General features: G+C 69.8%; 19 protein-coding genes and 1 pseudogene. 17 read left to right on the forward strand and 3 right to left on the reverse strand.

The window, feature by feature from the left end; genetic code table 11:
* The first annotated feature begins 13 nt into the window (after positions 1 to 13).
* From BPODLACK_RS23850 to BPODLACK_RS15215, 3 genes are read left to right on the forward strand one after another with little or no spacing between them, the layout of a single operon-like run.
* Entirely contained in the window at positions 14 to 442 is a 429-nt protein-coding gene (locus tag BPODLACK_RS23850; RefSeq protein WP_328722122.1) for a hypothetical protein, read from the forward strand.
* The gene (locus tag BPODLACK_RS23855) at positions 393 to 701 is read left to right on the forward strand and encodes a hypothetical protein (protein WP_328722124.1); all 309 of its coding nucleotides are present in this window, start codon (positions 393 to 395) and stop codon (positions 699 to 701) included. The genes BPODLACK_RS23850 and BPODLACK_RS23855 overlap by 50 nt, the downstream gene beginning before the upstream one ends.
* Positions 698 to 1,513: an SDR family oxidoreductase gene (locus BPODLACK_RS15215; protein ID WP_159405579.1), complete on the forward strand. Its 816-nt coding sequence runs from the start codon at positions 698 to 700 to the stop codon at positions 1,511 to 1,513. The genes BPODLACK_RS23855 and BPODLACK_RS15215 overlap by 4 nt, the downstream gene beginning before the upstream one ends.
* Positions 1,514 to 1,516: 3 nt before the next feature.
* On the opposite strand, the gene BPODLACK_RS15220 is transcribed toward BPODLACK_RS15215, so the two are convergent.
* On the reverse strand, positions 1,517 to 3,187 hold the full coding sequence (locus tag BPODLACK_RS15220) for a DUF885 domain-containing protein (protein ID WP_159405580.1): 1,671 nt from the start codon (positions 3,185 to 3,187) through the stop codon (positions 1,517 to 1,519).
* 21 nt (positions 3,188 to 3,208) lie between these two features.
* Positions 3,209 to 4,063 carry a KPN_02809 family neutral zinc metallopeptidase gene (ypfJ, locus tag BPODLACK_RS15225; protein ID WP_024497158.1) on the reverse strand — a complete coding sequence of 285 codons (855 nt, stop codon included), beginning with the start codon at positions 4,061 to 4,063 and terminating at the stop codon, positions 3,209 to 3,211.
* 193 nt (positions 4,064 to 4,256) lie between these two features.
* Between ypfJ and aspS the strand changes: the two genes are divergently transcribed.
* From aspS to aroB, 14 genes and pseudogenes are all read left to right on the forward strand, one after another.
* On the forward strand, positions 4,257 to 6,110 hold the full coding sequence (aspS, locus tag BPODLACK_RS15230) for an aspartate--tRNA ligase (protein WP_159405581.1): 1,854 nt from the start codon (positions 4,257 to 4,259) through the stop codon (positions 6,108 to 6,110).
* Positions 6,111 to 6,253: 143 nt separating this feature from the next.
* Positions 6,254 to 9,744: pseudogene (locus tag BPODLACK_RS15235) on the forward strand (transglutaminase family protein).
* Positions 9,741 to 12,470 carry a circularly permuted type 2 ATP-grasp protein gene (locus BPODLACK_RS15240; RefSeq protein WP_159405582.1) on the forward strand — a complete coding sequence of 910 codons (2,730 nt, stop codon included), beginning with the start codon at positions 9,741 to 9,743 and terminating at the stop codon, positions 12,468 to 12,470. The pseudogene BPODLACK_RS15235 and the gene BPODLACK_RS15240 overlap by 4 nt, the downstream one beginning before the upstream one ends.
* The gene (locus tag BPODLACK_RS15245) at positions 12,467 to 13,381 is read left to right on the forward strand and encodes a transglutaminase family protein (RefSeq protein ID WP_159405583.1); all 915 of its coding nucleotides are present in this window, start codon (positions 12,467 to 12,469) and stop codon (positions 13,379 to 13,381) included. Before BPODLACK_RS15240 ends, BPODLACK_RS15245 begins: the two co-directional genes overlap by 4 nt.
* 180 nt (positions 13,382 to 13,561) lie before the next feature.
* Positions 13,562 to 14,782, forward strand: a complete 1,221-nt coding sequence (locus tag BPODLACK_RS15250) for a hypothetical protein (RefSeq protein WP_159405584.1) — start codon at positions 13,562 to 13,564, stop codon at positions 14,780 to 14,782.
* 7 nt (positions 14,783 to 14,789) lie between these two features.
* Positions 14,790 to 16,163: a replication-associated recombination protein A gene (locus BPODLACK_RS15255; protein ID WP_006436321.1), complete on the forward strand. Its 1,374-nt coding sequence runs from the start codon at positions 14,790 to 14,792 to the stop codon at positions 16,161 to 16,163.
* A 93-nt stretch (positions 16,164 to 16,256) separates the two neighbouring features.
* Positions 16,257 to 18,932 carry an alanine--tRNA ligase gene (gene alaS, locus BPODLACK_RS15260; protein ID WP_159405585.1) on the forward strand — a complete coding sequence of 892 codons (2,676 nt, stop codon included), beginning with the start codon at positions 16,257 to 16,259 and terminating at the stop codon, positions 18,930 to 18,932.
* Positions 18,932 to 19,381 carry a Holliday junction resolvase RuvX gene (ruvX, locus tag BPODLACK_RS15265; RefSeq protein WP_006436319.1) on the forward strand — a complete coding sequence of 150 codons (450 nt, stop codon included), beginning with the start codon at positions 18,932 to 18,934 and terminating at the stop codon, positions 19,379 to 19,381. Before alaS ends, ruvX begins: the two co-directional genes overlap by 1 nt.
* Positions 19,368 to 21,191: an endolytic transglycosylase MltG gene (mltG, locus tag BPODLACK_RS15270; protein ID WP_159405586.1), complete on the forward strand. Its 1,824-nt coding sequence runs from the start codon at positions 19,368 to 19,370 to the stop codon at positions 21,189 to 21,191. The genes ruvX and mltG overlap by 14 nt, the downstream gene beginning before the upstream one ends.
* A complete protein-coding gene (locus tag BPODLACK_RS15275; protein ID WP_442903275.1) occupies positions 21,182 to 22,042 on the forward strand; it encodes a shikimate dehydrogenase in 861 nt (286 codons plus the stop codon). The genes mltG and BPODLACK_RS15275 overlap by 10 nt, the downstream gene beginning before the upstream one ends.
* Positions 22,043 to 22,093: 51 nt before the next feature.
* Entirely contained in the window at positions 22,094 to 22,501 is a 408-nt protein-coding gene (locus BPODLACK_RS15280; protein ID WP_159405587.1) for an A24 family peptidase, read from the forward strand.
* A 42-nt stretch (positions 22,502 to 22,543) separates the two neighbouring features.
* A complete protein-coding gene (aroC, locus tag BPODLACK_RS15285) occupies positions 22,544 to 23,752 on the forward strand; it encodes a chorismate synthase (protein WP_040004723.1) in 1,209 nt (402 codons plus the stop codon).
* Positions 23,749 to 24,297: a shikimate kinase gene (locus tag BPODLACK_RS15290; protein ID WP_096273922.1), complete on the forward strand. Its 549-nt coding sequence runs from the start codon at positions 23,749 to 23,751 to the stop codon at positions 24,295 to 24,297. The genes aroC and BPODLACK_RS15290 overlap by 4 nt, the downstream gene beginning before the upstream one ends.
* Positions 24,298 to 24,307: 10 nt before the next feature.
* Positions 24,308 to 25,420, forward strand: a complete 1,113-nt coding sequence (gene aroB / locus BPODLACK_RS15295; RefSeq protein WP_096273924.1) for a 3-dehydroquinate synthase — start codon at positions 24,308 to 24,310, stop codon at positions 25,418 to 25,420.
* An 81-nt stretch (positions 25,421 to 25,501) separates the two neighbouring features.
* Here aroB and BPODLACK_RS15300 read toward each other — a convergent pair whose 3' ends face one another.
* Positions 25,502 to 25,987 carry a B-4DMT family transporter gene (locus BPODLACK_RS15300; protein WP_096274953.1) on the reverse strand — a complete coding sequence of 162 codons (486 nt, stop codon included), beginning with the start codon at positions 25,985 to 25,987 and terminating at the stop codon, positions 25,502 to 25,504.
* Between the last annotated feature and the right edge of the window lie 74 nt (positions 25,988 to 26,061).

Raw genomic sequence — 26,061 nt, forward strand, 5'->3', positions numbered from 1 at the left:
AAATGAGGATGCGATGAGTGCAGAGTTGACCACGGCCGATCAGAGACGCGGAGGGGAGCGGGCGCCGCTCGCCATGCTGTCCGAACTTCGAGCGCTTGCCGCCGACCATCCGCACCGGGCGCGCGTGGAGACCTGGAACTATCTGCGCCAGTTGGGATCTCGTCAGGACCGGGAAGCTCTGCGGTTGTTGTTCGGCGAGGGTGACGAACCGGAAGGCCTCGACGGCAAACTCGAAGGCCAGATCGTCGGCAAGCTGTTCGGGATCCCCGAGGCCGCGCTGGCCAATCCGCTGATGAAGATCGATCCCACGTGGCGAGGGAAGTCGTTCGACGCGCGGGCGGGTACGGGTCTCAACCGGTTGTCTCCGATTGTCTCCGATCGCGGCGGTGGTCATGCCGATCATCACCGCCGGCCACCTCGGGCTGCGCTACGTCGACGGTGAGATGGAGGGGTTCCACTTCGACCATGCCCCGGACATCGGGCTCATCGAGCCGCGGGTCCGGGTGCGGGCCCTCGATTACGGTGTCCCGCAGTACAACAACCCGGCGGTGCGCACGTTCCCGATCCGCCGGACCCGCGACGAGATCGTCGAACTGACACCGGGCGTGTACCTCGGTCGTGCGCTGCTGTTCGCGTCGGACGAGGACGTGCGCCTGATCGCCTACTTCGCGCTGCGTCAGCCCGTGGGCAGCCCGCTGTGATCGCGCTTGCGGGTGCTCGCGTCTGCGTGACCGGCGGTGCTCGCGGGATCGGTGCCGCGACCGCCGCGGCGCTGGTCGAGCGTGGGGCGACGGTGTGGATCGGCGACCGTGACCTGGTGGCGGCCACCGCGACCGCCGACCGGCTCGGACCCCGGGCACACGCCCATCATCTCGATGTCACCGACACCGACTCCTTCGCCGGGTTCATCGACGCGGCCTCGGCACGCGGGCCGGTCGACATGCTGGTCAACAACGCCGGAATCCAACACATGGGACGTCTCGTCGACCAGGACCTCGACGCGTTGCAGCGCGAGCTGGACATCAATCTCGGCGCGGTGCTGACGGGCACCCGCCTCGTTCTGCCCGGGATGATCGAGCGCGGACGCGGCCACGTGGTCAACGTGTCGTCGATGGCGGGCAAGATCACCACGCCGGGGATCGCGACCTACTGCGCCTCGAAGTTCGGGGTCGTGGCGCTCTCACGGGCGGTCCGCGCCGAACTGGCGGGCACCGGTGTCACGTTGACGACGATCATGCCCGCGGCCACCCGCACCGACCTCACCTCGGGGGTGCTGCTGCGACTGCAGCCGACGCTCGATCCCGCGGAGGTGGCGGCGGCGATCGTCGACAGCGCGCGGCACGGGCGGGGAGAGGTCACCGTCCCGCGGTACCTCGCCGGCATGGGAGTCCTCGAGGAACTCATCCCGTCGCCGATCATGTGGTGGCTCAAGAGGTTCGTCGGCGGAGTCGACTACGGGGCCTTCGACCCCGCCAGGCGGAAGGCCTACCTGGACCGCAGTCGGGCGTCGTAGGGGTCAGGCCTCGTGCCGGCCGGTCATCTCGTCGGCCAGTACGTCCAGCGACACACCGCCCAACGCCAGTGCGCGCGTGTGGAAGTCCTTGAGCGTCCACTCCGGATGAGCGCTCAGGGCGGCGTGCCTGGTGTGCTCCCAGACCCGTTGTCCCAGTGCGTATGACGGCGCCTGCCCGGGCCAGCCGAGGTAGCGGTCGAGTTCGAAGCGCAGCACCGAGTGGTCCATGGCGACCGAGGCGGTCAGGAACTCCCAGGCCTTCTCCGCGTTCCAGATCCCGCCACCGAGCGGCTCCGGAGCCGGCAGGCGGCAGTGCACACCGATGTCGACGACCACCCGGGCCGCGCGCAGCCGCTGGGAATCGAGCATGCCCATCCGATCGCCCGGATCCTCGAGCCAGCCGAGTTCGTCCATCAGCCGCTCGGCGTAGAGTGCCCAGCCCTCACCGTGTCCCGAGGTGAACGACGCCAGCTTGCGCCACACGTTGAGGTCGGGATCGACGATGGCCGAACCGAGTTGGAGATGATGGCCGGGGACGCCCTCGTGGTAGACGGTCGTCTTCTCCTGCCACGTGTGGAAAACGGTCTGGTCGTCGGGGACCGCCCACCACATGCGGCCCGGCCGCGACAGGTCGGCGGTCGGCTGGGTGTAGTAGATGATCCCGGTCGACGACGGCGCCAGGCGGCATTCGAGGCGGGACAGTCGTTCCGGGATGTCGAAGTGGCGGCCGCCTAGTCCGGCGACGGCGGCGTCGGAGGTCTCCTGCATCCACTCCACGAATTCGTGACGATCGTGGATCTGGTACTGCGGCTGCCGATCCAGCCAGGCGAGGGTCTCGGCGACCCCGCGTCCGGGGAGGAGCCCCTCTGCGATCTCGTGCTGCTCGGCGACGATCTGTTCGAGGCGCGTGATCGCCCACGCGTAGGCCTCCTCCGGATCGGCGTCGGCGCCCAGATACGACGGCAGGTGGAGCAGGTAGCGGTCCCGGCCCACCGCGTCGTCGTCGACGGCGGACGGGAGGACCTGGGTCTCGAGGTAGTGGGCGAAGGTGCCGAACGCGGTCCGGGCCGCGTCGAGGGCGGTGCCCAGCGTGCCGGCGAGCGCCGGGTCGTCGGCGATGGCACCCGTGTTCTCGGCGATGGCATCGGTGGCCGAATCGGCCTGCCGGACCACCGCGGCGACCTGACGGCGCGCGATCGGGGGACCGTGCCGCAGTCGGTGTGCCAACCCGTCGACGGCCCGGTTCAACGCGCCGGGGATCGCGGTGAGGCGGGCGAGGAACACCTCGCGATCGGACCGGGTGTCGGTGGGCATCAGGTCGAAGATGTCCCGCATGGCCTGCAGCGGTGAAGCGATGACGTTGCACTCGCCGATGTGCTCACCCGCGTCCGCGAGGGCGAGTTCCCGTCGCAGTGATGCGGTCATCGTCGCGACGGTCACCCGGTCGATCGCGTCGGCGACGGGAGCGTCGGCCAGTGCGGCCAGGGTGTCTGCGGCGACCGCGGCCCGTTCGGCACACCCGTGCGCGGAGAAGTCGGTCAGCGCGTCGTTCCGGCCGTCGTACCCGATCTCGGTGCTCAGCAGCGGATCGAGCTCGCACAGTCGATCGAGGTGGGCCTCGGCGATCGCGTCCACTTCGGTGCGTCGACGGGGACTCGTGGGGGTTGCGGCCATGGGGGTCATCTCGACATCGCGTCAGAGGTCGTTGGTGGCGAAGGTGTCACACCGGTTGGGGTCGCCGGACTGGTATCCGATGCCGAACCACCGCGCACGCTGCGTGGCCGAACCGTGCGTCCAGCCCTCCGGGTTGGAGCCCGGTCCCTGGATGGTGTCGTCGCCGATCGCCTTCGCGGTCTGGATGACGGTCGTGATCTGCTGCTCGGAGATGGGGGCGAGCAGGGCATCGGGACCGTCGTCGGCGTGATTGGCCCAGACGCCGGCGAGGCAGTCGGCCTGCAGTTCCACGCGCACCGACCCCGAGCGCGGGCCCTGCGAACCCATCCGCTGGCCCTTGGCGAGGGCACCGGTGAGGTTCTGCACGTGATGCCCGTACTCGTGGGCGACCACGTATTCCTGGGCGAGCGGACCGTCGCTGCCGCCCATGCGGCGCAGCTGCGTGAAGAAGGACGGATCGAAGTAGGCGGTACGGTCGGCGGGGCAGTAGAACGGCCCGGTCGCCGCACTGGCCGCGCCGCACCCGGTGTTGACCGAGTCGGCGAAGATGACGGTCTTCGGCGGCTGGTAACCCGGCATGAGGTCGGACCACACGTCGTCGACGCTGACCGTGGTCGCCTTGATGCGGCAGATGGTGTTCTCGTTCGCCATCTCATAGGTGCAGGCGTCGAGCTGCTGCTGGATCTCGGCCGCAGCCGACGACGTTCCCTGCTGGCCGGTCTCGCCGCCGAGTAGTTCGCCGGGGTTCACGCCGAACAGCAGAGCGACGATGGTGATGAGCAGCCCTGCACCGCCGCCGAGCGCGATCCGCCCGCCACCGCCGCCACCGCCGGAGACGTTGCCGGTGTCGATCGATCCGCTGCCTTGGAAGGTCACGCGGTCATTCTGGCACGCCGTGGTGCCCGCGCCGGACATCTCCGGGTGGCCGGATTCGGGGCACCGACGCCGATGCGGCACGATGGGTACCTGGCCTGCGTTTCCACCGGGTCACGAACAAGCCGACACAAACAACGCTTCTCCACGCCGCCCGCCAGCCGGGCCGGCCGTGTGACGTTGGGAAGGACTCTCAGTGCTCCGCACGCATTCCGCAGGTTCGCTGCGCCGCGCCGACGCGTCGCAGACCGTCACCGTCGCCGGTTGGGTCGCGCGCCGACGCGACCACGGCGGTGTGGTGTTCATCGACCTGCGCGACTCCACCGGCCTGGTGCAGGTGGTGTTCCGCGAGGAGACGGTGGCCACGGCCGCCCACCGCCTGCGCGCCGAGTACTGCGTCGCCGTCACCGGTGTGGTCGAGGTCCGTCCGGAGGGCAGCGAGAACCCGAACCTCAGCTCCGGCGAGGTCGAGATCAACGCCGTCGAACTCGAGGTGCTCAACGAATCGGCACCGCTGCCGTTCCAGCTCGACGAGTCGCCGGGCGAGGAGGCGCGTCTGCGTCACCGCTACCTCGACCTCCGGCGCGAGGGGCCGAGCGCCGCTCTGCGTCTGCGGTCGAAGGCCAACGCCGCCGCCCGCGGTGTCCTCGCCGCCCACGACTTCGTGGAGATCGAGACCCCGACGCTGACCCGTTCGACGCCGGAGGGCGCCCGCGACTTCCTGGTGCCCGCGCGTCTGCAGCCCGGCACCTTCTACGCCCTGCCGCAGAGCCCGCAGCTGTTCAAGCAGCTGCTGATGGTCGCCGGCATGGAACGCTACTACCAGATCGCGCGCTGCTACCGCGACGAGGATTTCCGCGCCGACCGCCAGCCCGAGTTCACCCAGCTCGACATCGAGATGAGCTTCGTCGACCAGGACGACGTCATCGCGGTCGCCGAGGAGGTCCTGGTGGCGCTGTGGAAGCTCATCGGCGTCGAGATCTCGACCCCGATCCCGCGCATGACCTATGCCGACGCGATGCGCCGGTTCGGTTCGGACAAGCCGGATCTGCGCTTCGACATCGAACTCGTCGAATGTGCCGAGTACTTCGCGAACACCCCGTTCCGCGTGTTCCAGGCGCCGTATGTCGGCGCCGTCGTCATGCCCGGTGGTGCCTCGCAGCCGCGCCGTCAGCTCGACGCCTGGCAGGAGTGGGCGAAGCAGCGCGGCGCCCGCGGCCTCGCGTACGTGCTCGTCGGCGAGGACGGAACCCTCACCGGTCCGGTCGCCAAGAACCTGTCCGAGGAGGAGCGCGCCGGGCTCGCCGCTCACGTCGGTGCACAGCCGGGCGACTGCGTCTTCTTCGCCGCCGGCGAGGTCAAGTCCTCCCGCGCCCTGCTCGGCGCCGCCCGCGGCGAGATCGCCTCGAAGCTCGGTCTGATCAAGCCGGACGACTGGGCATTCGTGTGGGTCGTCGACGCGCCGATGTTCGAGCCGACGGCCGAGGCCACCGCCTCCGGCGACGTCGCACTCGGCAACTCGGCATGGACCGCGGTGCACCACGCGTTCACCTCGCCCAAGCCGGAGTCGATCGAGAAGCTCGACACCGCTCCGGGTGAGGCGCTCGCCTATGCCTACGACATCGTCTGCAACGGCAACGAGATCGGCGGCGGCTCGATCCGTATCCATCAGCGTGACGTGCAGGAGCGCGTCTTCGAGATCATGGGCATCGGCCACGACGAGGCGCAGGAGAAGTTCGGCTTCCTCCTCGACGCCTTCGCCTACGGCGCCCCGCCGCACGGCGGCATCGCCTTCGGCTGGGACCGGATCACCGCGCTGCTCGCGGGTGAGGCCTCGATCCGCGAGGTCATCGCGTTCCCGAAGTCCGGCGGCGGCGTCGACCCGTTGACCGAGGCGCCCGCGGCGATCACCCCGCAGCAGCGCAAGGAGTCGGGCATCGACGCCAAGCCGGTGCCGCGTGGCGGTGCCGAGCAGGACGCGAGCGTCCCGGGCAAGGCGACGACGGACAAGGCAACGACGGACAAGGACAAGGCAACGACGGACAAGTAGTTCCGTCGAGCAACGAAAAGCGGTGGCCGAGCGTGAGTTCGGCCACCGCTTTCGTTTCCGGACGGTTGCCGCCGAGCGGGCGCCCACCACCTGTGAGAGATTCTCCCCATGTCTGCGAGCAAGGGATTCCCGGAGGTGCGTCGGTGACGATCAAGGTGGCTCTCGAACACCGGACGAGCTACTCCTTCGATCGCCCGACGAAGATCTACCCGCATGTGGTCCGCCTGCGCCCCGCGCCGCACTCGCGGACGCCGATCGAGGCCTATTCGCTGAGGGTCGAGCCCGGTGAGCACTTCCTCAACTGGCAGCAGGACGCGTTCAGCAACTACCTCGCGCGGCTCGTGTTCCCCGAGCCGTCGACCTCGCTGAGCATCACCGTCAGCCTCGTCGCCGACCTGACGGCGATCAACCCCTTCGACTTCTTCATCGAGGACTGGGCCGAGCACTACGGGTTCGAGTACCCCGAGGAGCTACGCCGCGATCTCGAGATCTTCCTGCGGCCGGTGGGCGTCGGCGAGGGCGAATTCGCCGGTGCGCCGGTCCATCCGGAGGTCGCCGCCTTCGCCGCGCAGAACAAGCCGGTCGGCAGGACGCGTGTCATCGACTTCCTGGTGGCGCTGAACACCGCCGTGCGCGAGGCCGTCGGTTACACCGTGCGTCTCAAGGCAGGGGTGCAGCCACCCGAGTTCACGCTGTCGAGTGCCATCGGTTCGTGCCGCGACTCGGCGTGGCTCCTCGTGGCGTTGCTCCGCGAACTCGGCCTGGCTGCGCGGTTCGTCTCCGGCTACCTCGTGCAGCTGACCTCCGACATCACGTCGCTCGACGGGCCCTCGGGTCCCGACGCCGACTTCACCGACCTGCACGCCTGGACCGAGGTCTACCTGCCCGGCGCCGGTTGGGTCGGTCTGGACCCGACGTCCGGCCTGTTCGCCGGCGAGGGACACATCCCGCTCGCGGCCACGCCGCATCCGGTGGGGGCCGCACCGATCACCGGCGCGACCGGTCCCTGTCACGCGACGCTCGATTTCTCCAACACCGTCACGAGATTCCACGAGGACCCGCGCGTCACCCTGCCGTACACACCCGAGCAGTGGAACCGCGTCGTCGACCTCGGTGCACTCGTGGACGAACGCATGGAGCGCGACGACGTCCGCCTCACGATGGGTGGCGAACCGACCTTCGTCTCCATCGACAACCAGGCCGACCCCGAGTGGAACACCGCCGCCGACGGACCCCACAAACGGCTCCTGGCATCCCGTCTCGCCGAACGGCTCAGGGGGGCCTACGCCCCGCAGGGTCTGGTGCGGCGCAGCCAGGGCAAGTGGTATCCCGGAGAACCGTTGCCGCGCTGGCAGATCGAGATCATCTGGCGCGCCGACGGCGAACCGATCTGGCGTGACCCAGACCTGCTCGCCGATCCGTGGTCGATGCCCGAACAGTGTGGCGCGGCGATCGAGACGGAGACCTACGGCGCCCACCCGGACACGAGCGGCGGTGGAGAACCGGCCCGGGCCGAACCGGCACACAAACTGCTGACCGCGTTCGCGGCGAATCTCGGTCTGCCCACGGAACAGGTGCTGCCCGCCTACGAGGATCCGCTCGTGCGGATGCGCGAGCTGGCCACCATGCCGCCCGGAGACCCCGGCGACGACCCGACCCTGCCCACCGCACGGAGGTTCACCCAGGCGGAGTTCGACGTCGAGCTGGATAGCCTGGCGGACGGCGACGAGGAGGTACTGGCGCCCGAGAACGATTCGGTGGCCCGGCGTCGCTCCGTGTTGTCCCGGCTCGACGCCGCGGTCACCGACCCCAGCGCCCACGTCCTTCCGCTGAACCGGTCGGAGGACCGGACCGCCTGGCAGAGTGCGGTGTGGTCGACCCGGCGCGGTCGGATCGTCCTCACGCCGGGTACCTCGCCCGCGGGTCTGCGCCTGCCGCTGAACTCACTGTCATGGGGGCCGTCGCCGACCCTGTTCGAGGCCGACCCGTCGGCGCGCCACGACGCTCTGCCCATCGACCCGGCCGCCGCACTCGGGCACACCGTGCGCGCGGTGGACCCGACGCAGTTCCTGCCGCGCACGGCGCTCGTCGCCGAGGTCCGCGACGGCGTCACATACGTGTTCATGCCGCCCACGTCGACGGGCGAGGAGTTCCTCGCCCTCGTCGAACTGGTGGAGGGCGCCGCCGCGACGACCGCGACCCCGGTCGTGATCGAAGGCTATGGGCCGCCGTCGGATCCGCGCCTGACGTCGCTGTCGGTGACTCCCGACCCGGGCGTCATCGAGGTCAACATCCAGCCGACGGCGAGCTTCGCCGAACAGTCCGAACTGCTCGAGTCCCTCTACGATCACGCCCGCCGCGTCCGGCTCGGCACGGAGAGCTTCGACCTCGACGGCAGCCACGGCGGCACCGGCGGCGGCAACCACATCACGCTGGGCGGTACGACGCCCGCCGACTCGCCGATGTTGCGCCGCCCCGATCTGCTGGTGTCGATGCTGACCTACTGGCAGCGCCACCCGTCGCTGTCCTATCTGTTCTCCGGACGCTTCGTCGGCACCACCTCGCAGGCGCCGCGCGTCGACGAGGGCCGGGAATCGGCGCTCTACGAGTTGGAGATCGCCTTCGCCGAGATCGACCGGCTCGCCGCGAGGACCGGAACCGGCGAGGGGTCGCCGCCGAATCCGTGGGTCGCCGACCGTGCGTTGCGGCATCTGCTCACCGACATCACCGGCAACACCCACCGCGCCGAGTTCTGCATCGACAAGCTCTACAGCCCCGACTCGGTGCGCGGGCGGCTCGGACTGCTGGAACTGCGTGCCTTCGAGATGCCGCCGCACCACCGGATGGCGATGGTCCAGTCGCTGCTGGTGCGCAGCCTGGTGTCGTGGTTCTGGGGCAAGCCCTACCGGGCCCGGCTCATCCGCCACGGCGGCGACCTGCACGGCAAACATCTGTTGCCGCACCACGTCATCGCCGACATCGCGCTCGTCGCCGAGGAACTCCGCGAGGCGGGCTACCCATCGAGACCGCCTGGCTCGATCCGTTCACCGAGTTCCGTTTCCCGCGGCTGGGGACCGTGCAGATCCGCGACCAGGAAGTCGAACTGCGCGGCGCCATCGAACCGTGGAACACGCTGGGGGAGGAGTCGACCGGAACCGGTACCGCCCGCTACGTCGATTCCTCGATCGAACGGGTCCAGGTGCGTGTCCTCGGCGGTGAGGACGATCGTTACCTGTTGACCTGCAACGGTTTCCCGATCCCGCTCCGGTCCACCGGCCGATCCGGCGAACGGGTGGCGGGCATCCGGTTCCGGGCCTGGCAGCCGCCGAGCGCTTTGCATCCGACGATCAGCATCGATACCCCGCTGACCTTCGACCTCGTCGACACCGTCAACGGGCGGTCGGTGGGCGGCGCGACCTACCACGTCGTCCATCCGGGTGGACGCGCCTACGACCGACCACCGGTGAACGCCGTGGAGGCCGAATCGCGCCGCAACGGGCGCTTCGAGGCGACCGGTCACACAACCGGCACCGTCGACGTCGGGCTTCTCCGGGAACGACAGGCCCGGCAGGCCATCGACTTCGGGGTCCCTGGGATCCTGGATCTGCGTCGGGCACGTACAGTTCTCCGGTGACTTCTTCGCCGGGCAACGCTTCCGCGGTGTTCGATGCCTCCACGGTCTTCGATCGTTACCGGAACGAGGGTTACACGCTCTTCGACGTCCCCGGACCCGGCGATGCCGAACCGGCCGCCGGCGCCCACCACGACGAGCTCCTCGACTCCGCCGGCATCGTTCGTCCCGCGTGGGAAGATCTCGTCCGGCTCTATCAGCGGCGCGGTGACGCCCGGTTGCGCGAGTCCGCGGATCGTCTCGCCGCGGCGGTCCGTGACGACGGTGTGGTCTACAACGAGTTCGACGGTCAGGCCACGCACACCCGAGACTGGGACATCGACGCGGTGCCGCTCATCGTCGACGGTGTCGAGTGGGCCGAGCTGGAGAGGGCCATCACCCAGCGGTCGATGCTGCTCGATCTGCTGCTGCGTGATCTCTACCGCGACCAGAAGACCATCACCTCCGGTCTCGTGGCCCCCGAGATGGTCTTCGGGCACCCCGGCTACATCCGCAAGGCGGCACGTCTCGAGGTCGCCGGACCTCACGCCCTGTTCCTGCACGCGGTCGACGTATCGCGTTCCGCCGATGGGCGTTTCGTGGTCTACCGGGACCGCACCCAGGCCCCGTCGGGCATCGGCTTCTCGATCGTCGGCCGCAGACTGCTGACCAAGACGTTCCCGCAGGTGTTCCAGGCCTGCGCGCCGCGACCGGTGACCGGTTTCGTCGGGACGATGCGCCTCGCGCTCGCCGAGTACGCCCCGCCCGGGGTCGACGACCCGACGGTCGCCGTGCTCAGCCCGGGAAGCATGTCCGAGACTGCCTTCGACCAGGCCTACCTCGCCTCGGTCCTCGGCTATCCGCTGGTCGAAGGTGCGGACCTCACCGTGCGTGACGGCGCGGTCTACATGCGTTCGCTCGGGCGGTACAAGCGGGTCGACGTCCTGCTGCGCCGCGTCGACGCCGCATATGCCGACCCGCTCGATCTGCGGACCGATTCCCGACTCGGCGTCGCCGGTCTGGTGGAGGCGATCTCGCGAGGCAACGTCACGGTGCTGAACACGCTGGGGTCCGGTGTTCTCGAGAATCCCGCGCTGCACACCGTGCTCGAACGGCTTGCGCCGGTCCTGCTCGACGAGGAACTCGCGCTCGGGTCGGTCACCACCTACTGGGCCGGAGATGCGCTGGAGCGCAGCAAGATCCAGAGTCGCATCGGTTCGCTGGTGCTGACCGACACCCGCACCGACGACGAGTTCATCGGGCCGTTGCTCGACGCGCGAACCCGTGCCGAGGTCGCCGCGCGGATCGAATCGCGACCGTGGGCCTGGGTCGGGCGCGAACTCGACGCCTACTCGGTGGCGCCGACCGTCACCGCCGGGACGCGACCCGGACGTCACACGACCGCGCTGCGTGCCGCGCCCGTGTCGGTGCGGGCCTTCAGCGTCGCCCAGGGGCCCACCTACGCGGTGATGCCGGGTGGTCTCGGCGCCGTCCTGGCCGACGGGGTCGAAGGGGCCGCCCACCACGTCGTGTCGGCCAAGGACGTCTGGGTCACCAGCACGGAGGTCGGCGGACACGTGTCGCGCCGTTCGGAGACCCGCGTCGAACCGGCCGGCGAGGTCGTACCGGAGACGGGCCGGCCCGTGCCGCTCGAGTACTCGGAGGTCGCGGCTGCCGCGAGTCCCCGCGTGCTCGCCGATCTGTTCTGGCTCGGCCGCTACGCCGAACGCACCGAGCAGGTCACCCGGCTGGCGAAGGTCTCGCGCCAGCGCTATCAGGATTTCCAGTACCGCCCATGGATGTCGGGGACCCCGGCGGTACCGCTGCTGCTGCACGCGGTCGCCACGATCACCGGAACCGACGGCTACCTCGACACCGCCGATCTGCTGGTCTCGGGCACCGACCGTCAGCCCTCGCCGGACCAGGTCAACGAGGCTATCGAGAAGATCGCCGATCTGACCGTCGCCCGCTCGATCCCGGGTACGGTCGCCTACTCGGTCGACCGGCTCGTCGGTTCTGCCCGGGCGGTCCGTGACCAGATGTCGACCAGTACCTGGATGGTCCTGGCGCCCGTCGAACGGGTCGTCGCGAGCACCGCGCGGCTGGTCTCGCGGTCGCGGGCGGAATCCGATTCCGCCCTGGACCTCGGTCCGGATCTGGCGCGGGCCCACGAGGAGGTCCTCCACGGCGTGCTCGCGCTGACCGGCCTGCAGGAGGAGTCGATGGTCCACGACCCGGGCTGGATGTTCATGGATCTGGGCCGGCGCATCGAACGCGCGATCACCCTCGCCGACCTGACTCTCGCGATGTTCGCGCAGGCGCACGACACCGACGTCGAACAGGCCCTGCTGGAGTCGTATCTGGTCGCCAACGAGTCGTCGGTGATCTACCGGCGCCGCAACCGCGGTCTGTACCGGTTCTCGAGCGTCGCCGAGTTGCTGCTGTTCGACCCGACCAACCCGCGGTCGATGATCTTCCAGCTCGAGAAGATGAACCACGATCTGACGGCGGTGCCCGAACCGCTGCGATCGGCCGGGGCCGAACGAGGTGTGCAGGACATGATCGCCGAGCTGCGTCGGAGCGGGCCGGCCGACCTCGCCGGCGTCGACTCACAGGGCCGCCGGGCAGAGCTCGCCGACCTGATGACCGCACTCCGCGCGGGGGCCCGCGACCTGTCCGATCTGCTGGCCAGGAGCCGTTTCGCAATGCCTCGCCAGGCGCAGCCGATCTGGGGCGGAGGTGAGATGTGAACACGCGCGTCTACCGGGTCATGCATCGCACCCGGTACACCTACAACGACGACGTGTCCTCGTCGTACGGCCGCTGCTACCTGACCCCGCGCGACCTGCCCGGACAACGGGTGCGGTCGACCACGGTCGACATCGAACCCGAACCCGACGACCGGTCGACGGGCATCGACGTCTACGGAAACCACGACAGCTACTTCCACGTCCGCACCGCGCACCGGGAACTGACGGTCACCGCACGGTCGGTCGTCGAGGTCGATCCGGTCGATCAGGGCGTGCTCATCGGCCCCGCGGCCCGGGCCCCGTGGGAGTCGGCACGCCCGGCGGTGCTCGGGGGCCGCGAGGCCGCGCTCGCCGTCGAGTTCGTCCTCGACCTCGACCCGCCGGAGATCACCCGGTCGGTGCGCGACTACGCCGCCGCGGTGTTCACCCCTCAGCGTCCGCTGATCGAGGCGGTCACCGACCTGACGACCCGGATCTTCACCGACTTCGCCTATCGTTCCGGCTCGACGGCCATCTCGACTCGGGTCGACACCGTGATGCAACGACGCGAGGGCGTCTGCCAGGACTTCGCCCGGGTCGCGATCGCGTGCCTGCGCTCGGTCGGACTCGCCGCCCGCTACGAATCGGGCTACCTGGCGACCGATCCGCCGCCGGGCGAGGAGAAGATCTTCGGCGCCGACGCGAGCCATGCGTGGGCGGCGGTCTGGATGCCCGACGGCCGCTGGCTGGCGTTCGACCCGACCAACGACAAACTGGTCGACGAACGCCACGTCACGCTGGCCTGGGGCCGCGACTACGACGACGTCCCGCCGTTGCGCGGGGTCATCTACACCGACTCGACGAAGAGCCACATCGACGTCTCCGTGGACGTGAGTCCGGCGCAGTCACCCGAACCCGGAACCGGGGTCTGAGACACCGCGCGTCGGGACCATCGTGGGCACATCGCGGCACGAATTGTGACCAGGGCACCGAAACCCCTGCAACGCAGTGGTTTCGACGCACACGCTCGCGGGTACAAGATCCGCAACGTCGTACAGAAGGATGAACAATGGTGTTGCACCACCGTTGCAACGGGTACCTTGGGATACGCCATGACGGTCATTACTGAAAGCCGCATCACCAGCGTGGTGCGGGCGGCAGAGGCGCTGCTGTCACACCGCGCCGGTTCCTCGGTAGTCCTCGACGACCCCGAGGACCTCGGAGGTAGCGGCCGTACGACGGTCGTTCGGGTGCGGGTGGCGCAGAACCCCCTCAGCATGGACCGTTCGCTGGTGATCAAGGCGTTGCCCGAGCACGAGGACCCGCAGGCCTTCCACCGCGAGATCGCGTCGTACAAGTACGCCACCGCGCTCCCGAACGAATCGCGACCGGGCCCGCAGCTCATCGCCTCCGACCCCGACCTGCGCCTGATGGTTCTCTCTGATCTCGGTCACGGCCGGTCGATGATGGAGTTCCTCGACGGCGACGACCCGGTGGAGACCTCCCGCGCGGTGAGCGCCTGGGGTCAGGCCCTGGGCCGCATGCACGCGGCGACCGTCGGCGGCGAGATCGACTTCCAGGCGCTGGTCCGCCGCGGCCCGTCGGGTACCGAGGGGCGCGACATCCTCCGTGACGAGGCCAGACGCTCGGTCGATGCGCTCTCCGGACACGCCGCCGCGCTCGGCGTGCAGGTGCCGGATCGGGTTCTCGAGGCGCTCGAGACCGCCGCCGCCCTGTTCGACGACGGCGAGCACCGCGCGTTCAGCCCGTCGGACGTCGGTCCCGAGAACATCATGCTCAACGACGACGGCGTGCAGTTCATGGACTACGAGTGGGGCGGGTTCCGCGACGCCACGCTCGACATCGCCTACGCAGTGGTCACCATGACCGCGCAGCTGCCCGCGCGCGCCGCGTCCCGAGCCACCGACCTCGAGGTGTCGATGGTCGACGCCTGGCGCTCCGAGGTGAACCCGATCTGGCCGGCCCTCGCACACGAGCGCGAGATGCAGCGCAAGGTGCTCGTCGCCCGGCTGCTGTGGGTGTGGCTGTCGACCGCCTGGATGCTGCCTGCCGACACCGACCTGGTCGACCCGGAGTCCGCGATCGGTCAGGACGCCGACGCGAGCCTGGAGATGCCCCCGTTCGACCCGGTGGGTACCCCGATCGAGAGTGGCGGATTCACCCACGACTGGGCGCTGCACACGAACGATCCGCGCGTCCTCGTGTCCCGCTGGACCGATCTCGCGGCAGCCGCCGGCCGTGCCGGTGAGGACGCGATCGCCGATTTCGCGACTGCAACGGGCCTCGCGTTGCAGCGCATCTGGATGGCCTGATCGGCTCGTGGACGGATTGTTCGACCCGCCCGTGGACCCCCGGGCCGGAGCCGGTGTGCCGACGCCCGGCGCCAACGGACTGACCGCGGCGCCGTCACCGACCGCACCGCTCGCGGTCCGGATGCGCCCACAGACCCTCGACGAGATCGTCGGCCAGCAGCACCTGCTCGGCGACGGTTCGCCGCTGCGGCGACTGATCAGCGGGGTCGGTGCGGCATCGGTGCTGCTCTACGGCCCGCCCGGCACCGGCAAGACGACGATGGCGTCGCTGATCGCCCGCGCGACCGGCGGCCGGTTCGAGGCGCTGTCGGCGCTGTCCGCGGGCGTCAAGGAGGTGCGCGCCGTCATCGACGTGGCGAGGCGCCGCCTGATCGAGGGCCAGCAGACGGTCCTGTTCATCGACGAGGTCCATCGCTTCTCCAAGACCCAGCAGGACGCGCTGCTCGACGCGGTGGAGAACCGCATCGTGCTGCTCGTGGCGGCGACCACCGAGAACCCGTCGTTCTCTGTCGTCGCGCCCCTGCTGTCGCGGTCGCTGGTGCTCCAGTTGCGGTCGCTCACCGACGACGACATCCGTGAGGTGCTCACCCGGGCCGTCGCCGACCCGCGCGGCCTCGACGGGCAGGTGGAGGTGACCGACGCCGCGTACGACCACCTGGTGGCGGTCGCCGGCGGCGACGCCCGCCGGGCGCTGACGGCGCTCGAGGCGAGTGCCGACTCGACCACCCGGGTCGACCTCGCCGACGTCGAGACGGCCATCGACCGCGCGGCGGTGCGCTACGACCGCGACGGCGACCAGCATTACGACGTGACCAGCGCGTTCATCAAGTCGATCCGCGGTTCCGACGTCGATGCCGCCGTGCACTATCTGGCGCGGATGATCGCGGCGGGGGAGGACCCGCGCTTCATCGCGAGACGCCTGATGATCCACGCCAGCGAGGACATCGGCATGGCCGATCCCACCGCGCTGCAGACCGCGGTGGCCGCCGCGCAGGTGGTCAACCTCGTCGGCATGCCCGAGGCCAAGCTGGCACTGACCCAGGCCACCATCCATCTGGCGACCGCACCCAAGTCGGCCGGAGTGGTGTCGGCGATCGGCGCCGCGCTCGCCGACGTCGAGGCCGGCAAGGCCCGAGCGGTACCCGCCCACCTGCGCGACAGCCACTACGCAGGGGCCAAGAAACTCGGCAACGGCGTCGCCTACCAGTACCCGCACGACCATCCGGACGGGGTGGTGGCCCAGCAGTACGCGCCGGACGAACTCGTCGGCGTCGACTACTACGAGCCCACCGATCACGGGCTCGAACGCGAGATCGGGCCGCGCGTCGCACGCCTGAGATCCATCGTCCGGGGTGCCGTCACACGTCGCCGATCCCGCTGATCACGGCGGGGATGACGTACCGGGACCGGTTCCGCGACGCGCCGACGGTACTCTGGGATGTCGCGACAACCAACGGCGAGGACAAGACCAACAGTGCAGACGCATGACATCCGGAAGCGTTTTCTGGACCACTTCATCAAGGCCGGCCACACCGAGGTGCCCAGCGCCTCGCTGTTGCTCGACGACCCCAACCTGCTGTTCGTCAACGCCGGCATGGTTCCGTTCAAGCCGTACTTCCTGGGCGAGCAGACCCCGCCGTACTCCCGCGCGACCAGCGTCCAGAAGTGTGTCCGCACCCTCGACATCGACGAGGTCGGCATCACCACCCGCCACAACACCTTCTTCCAGATGGCGGGCAACTTCGCCTTCGGTGACTACTTCAAGCGCGAGGCCATCAACTTCGCGTGGACCCTGCTGACAAACAGCGTGGATGACGGCGGCTACGGCATCGATCCGCAGAAGCTGTGGCCCACCGTCTATCTCGACGACGACGAGGCCGAGGCCATCTGGCGGGACGAGATCGGCGTGCCCGCCGAGCGCATCCAGCGTCGCGGCCTGAAGGACAACTACTGGTCGATGGGCGTCCCCGGTCCATGCGGTCCGTGTTCGGAGATCTTCTACGACCGCGGCCCCGAATACGGCGTCGAAGGCGGCCCGGAGGCCGACGAGGACCGCTACATCGAGATCTGGAATCTCGTGTTCATGCAGAACGTGCGTGGTCCGGGGGGTGGCAAGGACAATTACGAGATCCTCGGGCCCCTGCCCAAGAAGAACATCGACACCGGCATGGGCGTCGAGCGCGTCGCCTGCATCCTGCAGGGCGTCGACAACGTCTACGAGACCGACCTGCTCAAGCCGATCATCGATCTGGCCGCCGAACTCACCGGCCGCGCCTACGGCGCCGGCTCGCATGCCGACGATGTGCGCTTCCGCGTGATCGCCGACCACGCCCGTACCTCGGCGATGCTGATCGGTGACGGCGTGCTGCCCGGCAACGACGGCCGCGGCTACGTGCTGCGTCGCCTGCTGCGCCGCGTCGTGCGGTCGATGCGTCTGCTGGGGGCCGGGGACAACCAGGCCACCATGGGCGCGATCATCGGCAAGGTCATCGACCTGATGGCACCGTCGTATCCGGAACTCGAGACCGAGCGCACCCACATCGTGGACGTCGCGGTGGGCGAGGAGACCTCCTTCGCCAAGACGCTGGCCGCCGGTTCCAAGCTGTTCGCCGACGCGGCGACCGCCACCAGGAAGTCTTCGAGCACCACCATCACCGGCGCCGACGCGTTCACCCTGCACGACACGTACGGCTTCCCGATCGACCTCACGCTCGAGATGGCCGCCGAGGCCGGGCTGTCGGTGGACCAGGAGGGCTTCACCGCCCTGATGGCCGAGCAGAAGCAGCGCGCCAAGGCCGATGCCACGGCGCGCAAGACCGGGCACGCCGACCTGAGCGTGTACCGCGACTTCCTCGACCGCGGACCCACCGAGTTCACCGGCTTCGACGAACTCGTCTCCGAGGCGCGCGTCCTCGGACTCGTCGCCGACGGCGCACGTGTGCCCGTGGCGACCGCCGGGCAGGAACTCACCCTCGTGCTCGACCGCACCCCGCTCTATGCCGAGTCGGGTGGCCAGATGGCCGACGTCGGCACCATCACCACCGGTTCCGGTGTGCGCCTCTCGGTCACCGACGTGCAGAAGGTCGGAAAGTCGGTGTGGCTGCACAAGGTTCGGGTGGACGAGGGCGAGATCGAGGAGGGCGACGAGGTCCTCGCCGCCGTCGACACCGCGTGGCGCCACGGAGCGACGCAGGGCCACTCGGGCACGCACATGGTGCACGCCGCCCTGCGCGAGGTGCTCGGACCCGGTGCGACGCAGGCCGGTTCGCTGAACCGCCCGGGCTACCTGCGTTTCGACTTCAACGCCCGCGGCCCGGTGACCGAGTCCCAGCGTCGGGAGATCGAGGAGATCGCCAACGCGGCCGTCGAGGCCAACTATCAGGTCAACACTTTCGAGACCGGACTCACCGAGGCCAAGGCGATGGGCGCGCTGGCGCTCTTCGGCGAGAACTACGGCGATGTCGTCCGCGTCGTCGAGATCGGCGGCCCGTTCTCGATGGAGCTGTGCGGTGGCACGCATGTCGTGTCGTCGTCGCAGATCGGTCCGATCACGCTGATCGGTGAGTCCTCCGTCGGTTCCGGGGTGCGCCGTGTCGAGGCTTACGTCGGCATGGACTCGTTCCGTTTCCTGTCGAAGGAGCGAGCGCTGCTCGCCGGGCTGTCGTCGTCGCTGAAGGTGCCGTCCGAGCAGGTGCCCGGCCGCGTCGAGCAGCTCGTCACCAAGCTGCGCGACGCCGAGAAGGAACTCGCACGGGTGCGTGCCGAACAGGCTCAGGCGGCCGTTTCCGGTCTCCTCGACACCGCGACCACCATCGGCTCCACGCTCGTCGTCGAGGGCCGGGTCCCCGGGCTCGACGCCAACGGACTGCGTTCGGTCGTCACCGACCTGCGTGGCCGGGTCGCCGACCGCCAGGCCGTGATCGCCATCTTCTCGCCGAACGGTGAGGGACCGGATGCCAAGGTGCCGTTCGTGATCGCCACGACCGCCGCGGCCCGCGACGCAGGTATCAAGGCCGGCGACCTCGTCAAGGAGGTGGCGCCGCTCGTCGGTGGCCGTGGAGGTGGCAAGCCCGACCTCGCCCAGGGATCGGGAACCGAACCCGGCGGTGTCGATGCCGCCCTGTCGCGTATCCGCGAGTTCGTCGGCTGATGCCTTCAGATCAGGGCCCGTCGCCCCGACGCGGTCGCCGGCTCGGCATCGACGTCGGGAGTGTCCGGATCGGTGTCTCGGTGTGCGACCCCGACGGCATCCTCGCCACACCGGTCGAGACGGTCCGCCGAACCCCTTCGGCCGCAACCGATCTCGACCGGATCGTGGACCTGGTGAACGAGTACGAGGCGATCGGCGTCGTCATCGGGCTGCCGAAGACGCTGAAGAACACGACCGGGGTGGCCGCGGAGACCGCGCGCGCCTTCGGTGACCGGCTCGCCGAGCGCATCGCGCCGGCCGAAGTGCATTGGCAGGATGAACGTTTCACCACCGTGACCGCGCAGCAGGCGCTGCACGCGAGCGGCCGGTCGGTGAAGTCGTCACGAGGGGTCATCGATCAGGCGGCCGCGGTCGCTATCCTTCAGGGATGGCTGGATGCGCGACGGTGAGTCCGATGGTCCCTCGACAGAGTCGGGAGGGGAACCGGCGGTGACCGAAGAACGGCGTCGTACGCGACACCGGGACAACCATGGCGGTCGTGCCGAGGGCATGGATCCGGAACGTCTGCGGTATTTCACGCAGCCGGCCGAGGGATCGCCCAACACACGGCATCGTCATCGGCGTACGGGACAGCTCGGCCAGCCCGGTGACCTCGCGAACCCGCCTCAGGGTGGCACGGCCGGTCAGGTCGGCGCCCCCCGGCGTGCGACGCCCGTCCGGATCCCGCCGGGCGGACAGCCCCCGCGGCCTCCGCGTGCCCAGGCGGCACCTCCGCCGCCGGTCGCTCCGCGCCGGCCCGCGCCGCCGCCCCCTCCGCCCACGCCCTCTCACGAGGCGGCCGACGCCGAGCCCGAGCTGCGGCAGGCCGAACCCCAGCTGCCGCAGGCCGAACCCGAGTACCTCGAACCACGCTACGACGAGCGCGAGTTCAGCGACGTCGACAATCAGGAGTCCGCGTACTCCGACTCCGCGTACACCGACCCCGCGTACACCGAACCCGTGCCGGACGGCCGGCGCGGACACGGCGGTCGCGACGAGGAGGACTGGTGGCCGGGCGCCGACGACGTCGAGCCGGCACCGGCATCACGGCGCCCGCGACGACGCTCCCGCGCGAACCAGAAGAAACGCCGGGTGATTCTGGCGCTCGCTGTCGTGTTCATGCTCGCGCTCGTCGGCGGTGTCGGATACTACGGTCTGCGTGCAACCGGGGTTCTGGAGTCGCGTAAGGACTACACCACCACGGCGGGCGCCGGCGACGTGATCGTCGACATCCCCGAGAACTCGACCCTCGCCGACTTCGGGCGCATCCTGGTCGACGCCGATGTCGTCGGCAGTGTGCGTGCCTTCATCGACGCCGCGGACGGTCAGCCGATGTCGGGTGGGCTCTACAAGATGAGGACCCAGATCCCGGCGTCGACCGCCGTGGAGATGCTCACCGACGACAGCGCCCAGCACCGCGTCGGGCGCGTGGTGATCCCGCCGGGTCTCCAGCTCGATTCCAAGACCGGCATCGACGGCAAGATCACGCCGGGCATTTTCCAGATGATCCAGGACGCCACGTCGACCGAGGTCAACGGCCAGCCCGAGGGCGTCACCGTGGCCCAGCTCGAGGAGGCGGCCGCGAAGGCGACCCCCGAAGAGCTCGGGGTGCCCGAGTGGGCGAAGGAGAACGTGGCGTCGATGACCGGGGACCACCGCCGCATCGAGGGCCTCATCGCGCCGACCACCTGGGAACGGGTCGAACCCGATCACACCGCCGTGCAGATTCTCAACGAGATGATCTCCCAGAGCGCGGTGATGTTCGACCAGTGGGGCCTGGTGGACAACAACAAGTCCGGACTGGCGCCGTACGAGACGCTGATCGCCGCGTCGATCGTCGAACGCGAGGTGCGCCACGTCGAGGACGCCCCCAAGGTCGCCCGCGTCATCCGCAACCGTCTCGACGAGGATCAGCGGCTGGAGATGGACTCGACGCAGAACTACACCGCCGCCGTCACCAACATCGACGTGCACGGTGAGGCCTACAAGGCCGACAACGAGTGGAACACCTACCGCTACAAGGGTCTTCCGCCGACCCCGATCGCGGCCGTCGGTGTCCCGGCACTCGAGGCGATGCTCGACCCGGCACCGGGATCGTGGCTGTACTTCGTGACCGTCGACACGGCGGGAACCACGTTGTTCGCGAACACCTTCGAAGAACACAAGCGCAATCGCCTCGTCGCCTGTGAGAACAAGCTGGTGTCGACGGGATGCCGGTGATCCGTTCGCCGTACGGGGATAACCGCCGGGCGGCGGTGCTCGGTTCGCCGATCGGCCATTCGCGGTCACCGGCGGTGCATCTCGCCGCCTATCACGCCCTCGGACTCGACGGCTGGTCCTACGACCGGATCGAGTGCACGGCCGACGAGCTGCCCGGGATCGTGTCGGGTGCGGCACCCGAGTTCATCGGGTTCTCGGTGACGATGCCGAACAAGCTGGCCGCGCTGGACTTCGCGACCGAGCGGACCGAACGTGCTGCGCTGGTCGGATCGGCGAACACTCTGGTGCGCACCGATGACGGCTGGCGGGCCGACTGCACCGACATCGACGGCATGACGGGCGCGCTGGCGGCACTGGGCGTCGACGCCGACATCGCCGCGGGGGCCGCCCCCGATGCGGTCGTGATCGGCGCCGGCGGCACGGCGCTGCCGACCGTCGTGGCGCTCGCCGAGGTCGGCGTCTCGACGATCTCGATCGTGGCGCGCGACGCCGGACGTGCCGCGGCGGTCCTCGACCTGTGCGACCGCCTGGGCATCGCCGGTGAGGTCATCGCCTTCGCGGCCGGTGCCGCACTCGAACATCGCTGTCACGACGCCTCCGTCGTGGTGTCGACGGTGCCCGCGCCGGCCGCCGAGATCCTCGCCCCGGCCGTCGCCCACGCGGGCAAGGTCGTGGACGTGATCTACGACCCCTGGCCGACGCCGCTGGCGCAGGCCGTCGAGGCGGCTGGTGGTGCCGTCGTCGGGGGACTGGTCATGCTGCTGAACCAGGCGTTCCGTCAGGTCGAGCTGTTCACCGGGTTGCCGGCACCTCGCGAGGCGATGACGAAGGTGCTCATCCCCAACGCCTGAGGCTGTGGAGACCTCGCTCGCCGGCACCCGCCGGGCCGCGATGCTCGGCGCATGGTCGAGCTCTCGATTTCGGTGTGGCTGCTCACGATCGCCGTCACCGACGCGCGCACCCGGCGCATCCCCAACGTGATGGTCTGGCCCGGACTCTGGGCGGTGGCGCTCAGCGCGGTCGCGCAGCCGTCCGTCGGACTCGCCGCCGCGGCGGCCGCGGCGCCGTACCTGCTGACCTTCGCCGCCGGGTGGTGCGGCGGGGGTGACGTGAAACTGGCCTTCGCCTGCGGCGGTCTCACGCTGTCCTGGGACACCGCGCTGGTCATGGTGGCTCTCGCCGCACTGCTCTCCCTGGTCGCGGTCCCGGTCGCGACGATGGTAGAGGCATCGCCGACGGCGCGGTCGCGAGGCCGGGCGCACGCACCGGCGCTCGTCGGCGCGTTGATCGTCGTGTCCGATCTGCTCTGACGACGCCCGCCCCACGACCGCTGTCGGCCACTCGTGGGGCACATGGAACAATTGATCACTGTGCTGCGCTGGATAACTGCCGGAGAATCCCACGGACCCGCCTTGGTCGCCCTCGTCGAGGGCATGGTCGCCGGGGTCGAGGTGACCTCGTCGGACATCGCCGAACAGCTTGCCCGCCGTCGCCTCGGTTACGGCCGGGGCGCGCGGATGAAGTTCGAGGCCGACAAGGTCACCGTGCTCGGTGGCGTGCGCCACGGGCGCACGATGGGCAGCCCGGTGGCCATCGAGATCGGCAACACCGAGTGGCCCAAGTGGGAGACCGTGATGGCGGCCGACCCGGTCGATCCCGCCGAACTCGAGGGCAGCGCCCGGAACGCGCCGCTGACCCGTCCGCGCCCCGGGCACGCCGACTACTCGGGCATGCTCAAATACGGCTTCGACGACGCCCGTCCGGTCCTCGAACGTGCCAGCGCCCGGGAGACCGCTGCCCGCGTGGCCGCGGGCACCGTCGCCCGCAACTTCCTCCGCCAGGTCCTCGGCATCGAGGTCGTCTCCCACGTCATCTCGATCGGCGCGAGCGATCCCTATGTCGGTCCGCCGCCGCGCTTCAGCGACCTCGAGGCCATCGACGCCAGCCCGGTCCGCGCGTTCGACGCCGCCGCCGAGAAGTCGATGATCGACGAGATCGAGGCCGCCAAGAAGGACGGCGACACCCTCGGCGGTGTCGTCGAGATCGTCGCCACCGGCGTGCCGGTCGGACTGGGTTCGCACGTCAGCGGAGAGACCCGGCTCGACGCGCGCCTGGCGGCCGCTCTCATGGGCATCCAGGCCATCAAGGGAGTTGAGGTCGGCGACGGCTTCACGACCGCCCGCCGCCGCGGCAGCGAGGCCCACGACGAGATGGTGCCCGGACCCGACGGCGTGCTGCGGTCGACCAACCGCGCGGGCGGCCTCGAGGGCGGCATGACCAACGGCGAGGACCTGCGCGTCCGGATCGCGATGAAGCCGATCTCGACGGTGCCGCGCGCGCTGTCGACGATCGACATGGAGACGGGGGAGACCGCCAGCGCGATCCACCAGCGTTCGGACGTGTGCGCGGTGCCCGCGGCCGGTGTGGTCGCCGAGGCGATGGTGGCGCTCGTCGTCGCCCAGGCGGCACTGGACAAGTTCGGCGGCGACTCGGTCGCCGAGACCTCCACGAACCTCGGCGCCTACCTGACAGCCGTCCACGCGCGCCCGCCGCGCCCATGACGCAGACGCCGACCCCCACGCGGCCGACCACGGGGCGCCGCCCCGCCGCAGTGCTGATCGGCTTCATGGGTGCGGGCAAGTCGACTGTCGGGCGTCTGCTCGCCGACCGGCTCGGGGTCGACTTCGTCGACACCGACATCGAGCTGGTCCGGCGTACCGGGCGCAGCATCCCCGAGATCTTCTCCTCCGACGGCGTCGACGGGTTCCGCACGATCGAGGAGAACGTCGTCACCGACGTCCTCGACAACCACAGTGGGGTGGTGTCGCTCGGTGGAGGTGCGGTGACCACCGCCGGAGTGCGGGATGCACTGACCGGTCACCGTGTGGTCTACCTGCGGGTCAGCGCCGAACGCGGCTACGAGCGGGTCTCCGGCACCGACCGGCCGCTGCTCGACACCGAGGACCCGGCCGCCCGCTATGCCGAACTTCTCGCCGAGCGCACCGACACCTATTCGTCGGTGTGCTCCTTCGAGGTGGACGCCGACGCCGCTCCCGAGGCCGTCGCCGACGCCATCGTCACCGAACTCGCCCGCGAACTGATGTGAGGACAGACCCATGACCGACACCGAACCCGTTGCGATCCGCGTCGATGCCGGCGCGCCCTATGACGTGACGATCGGCCGCGGGCTGCTCGGCGAGGTCGCCGCGGCCGCGGCCGGCGCCGACCGCATCGCGATCCTGTACCAGCCCCCGCTCAACAAGACCGCCGAGCAGATCCGGGAATTCTTGGCGGACAAGGGCTTCGACGCGCACCGCATCGAGATCCCGGACGCCGAGGCGGGCAAGGACCTGTCGGTGGCCGCGTTCTGCTGGGAGGTCTTCGGCCGGATCGGTCTCAAGCGCAACGACAAGGTCATCAGCCTCGGCGGCGGTGCCGCCACCGACCTCTCCGGGTTCGTCGCCGCCACCTGGATGCGCGGCATCGGGGTCATCCACGTCCCGACCACGCTGCTGGCGATGGTCGACGCCGCGGTGGGCGGCAAGACCGGCATCAACACCGAGGCGGGCAAGAACCTCGTCGGGTCGTTCCACGAGCCCGACGCGGTCCTGATCGACATCGGCACGCTCGAGACGGTGCCGCGCAACGAGATCGTGGCCGGGTTCGCGGAGGTCATCAAGACCGGTTTCATCGCCGACCCGACCATCCTCGACATCATCGAGGCCGATCCGGAGGCCGCTCTCGACCCGACCGGGCCGGTGCTCCCGGATCTCATCCGCCGGTCGGTGCAGGTGAAGGCCGACGTCGTCTCGGCCGACCTGAAGGAGTCCTCGCTGCGCGAGATCCTCAACTACGGCCACACCCTGGGCCACGCGATCGAGCGACGCGAGCGCTACCGCTGGCGTCACGGTGCCGCGGTGTCGGTGGGCCTGGTGTTCGCCGCCGAACTGGCGCGCCTGGCCGGGCGTCTCGACGACGCGACCGCCGACCGTCACCGGTCGGTGCTCGAACTCGTGGGCCTGCCGACCTCCTACGACCCGGACGCCTTCGCCGACCTGCTCGAGGGCATGGCGGGGGACAAGAAGAACCGTTCGGGTGTGCTGCGCTTCGTCGTGCTCGACGGACTGGCGAAGCCGGGCCGGCTCGAAGGACCCGATCCCGGCCTCCTCGCCGCCGCCTACTCCGCGGTGGCCGGCGGGGCGGGCAAGAACACCTCGGTCCTCCTCTAGTCCGACTCCACCAACCGACAGACGAACGAACCCACCGCCTCGAAGCGGTGGGTTCGTTGCTGTCGGAGAGGGGCGAACCGGTTACCGGGCCGCGTCGGCGTGCCGGTCCTCGTGGACCGACCAGTCGTCTTCGGCGCCCTTGTTCTGCTCGCGGCGGATCAACCAGCGGCCGATGGCGGCACCGACGAACGCGGGGACGAACACGAGCAGAGCGGTGAACGAGGCACCCGCGATCAGCTCGACGAACAGGCCGGCCTGGCCGATCCCGGCGAGGACCGTGTTGCCGATGATCCACGAGATCAGCCCGGCGGCGACCCCGGCCAGGACACCGGCCTTCAGCCAGCGCACGGTGAGGTCCCCGTAGTCGTCCGGATCGGGATTGGCGCGCGCATCGCGAATACCGTCGAAACCACCCCAGACCAGCGCTACCAGGACGACCGCCGCGATGGCGACGGTGCGCCACACGGTCGAGTTCAGCGGGGCCTCGACCACTGCCACACCGAGCAGGATTCGGGCGAGGACGTGAACAGCGGTCATCGCCAGACCGCGCACCAACCACGAAGACATGCGCGTCATACTACGCATCCGTGCCGTGGTTGCGGACACACCTGGTCGATGTGGCCGGCTCCGCGTGCCGGGTT

The sequence above is a fragment of the Gordonia sp. YY1 genome (assembly GCF_009872315.1).
Taxonomy (GTDB): Bacteria; Actinomycetota; Actinomycetes; order Mycobacteriales; family Mycobacteriaceae; genus Gordonia; species Gordonia amicalis.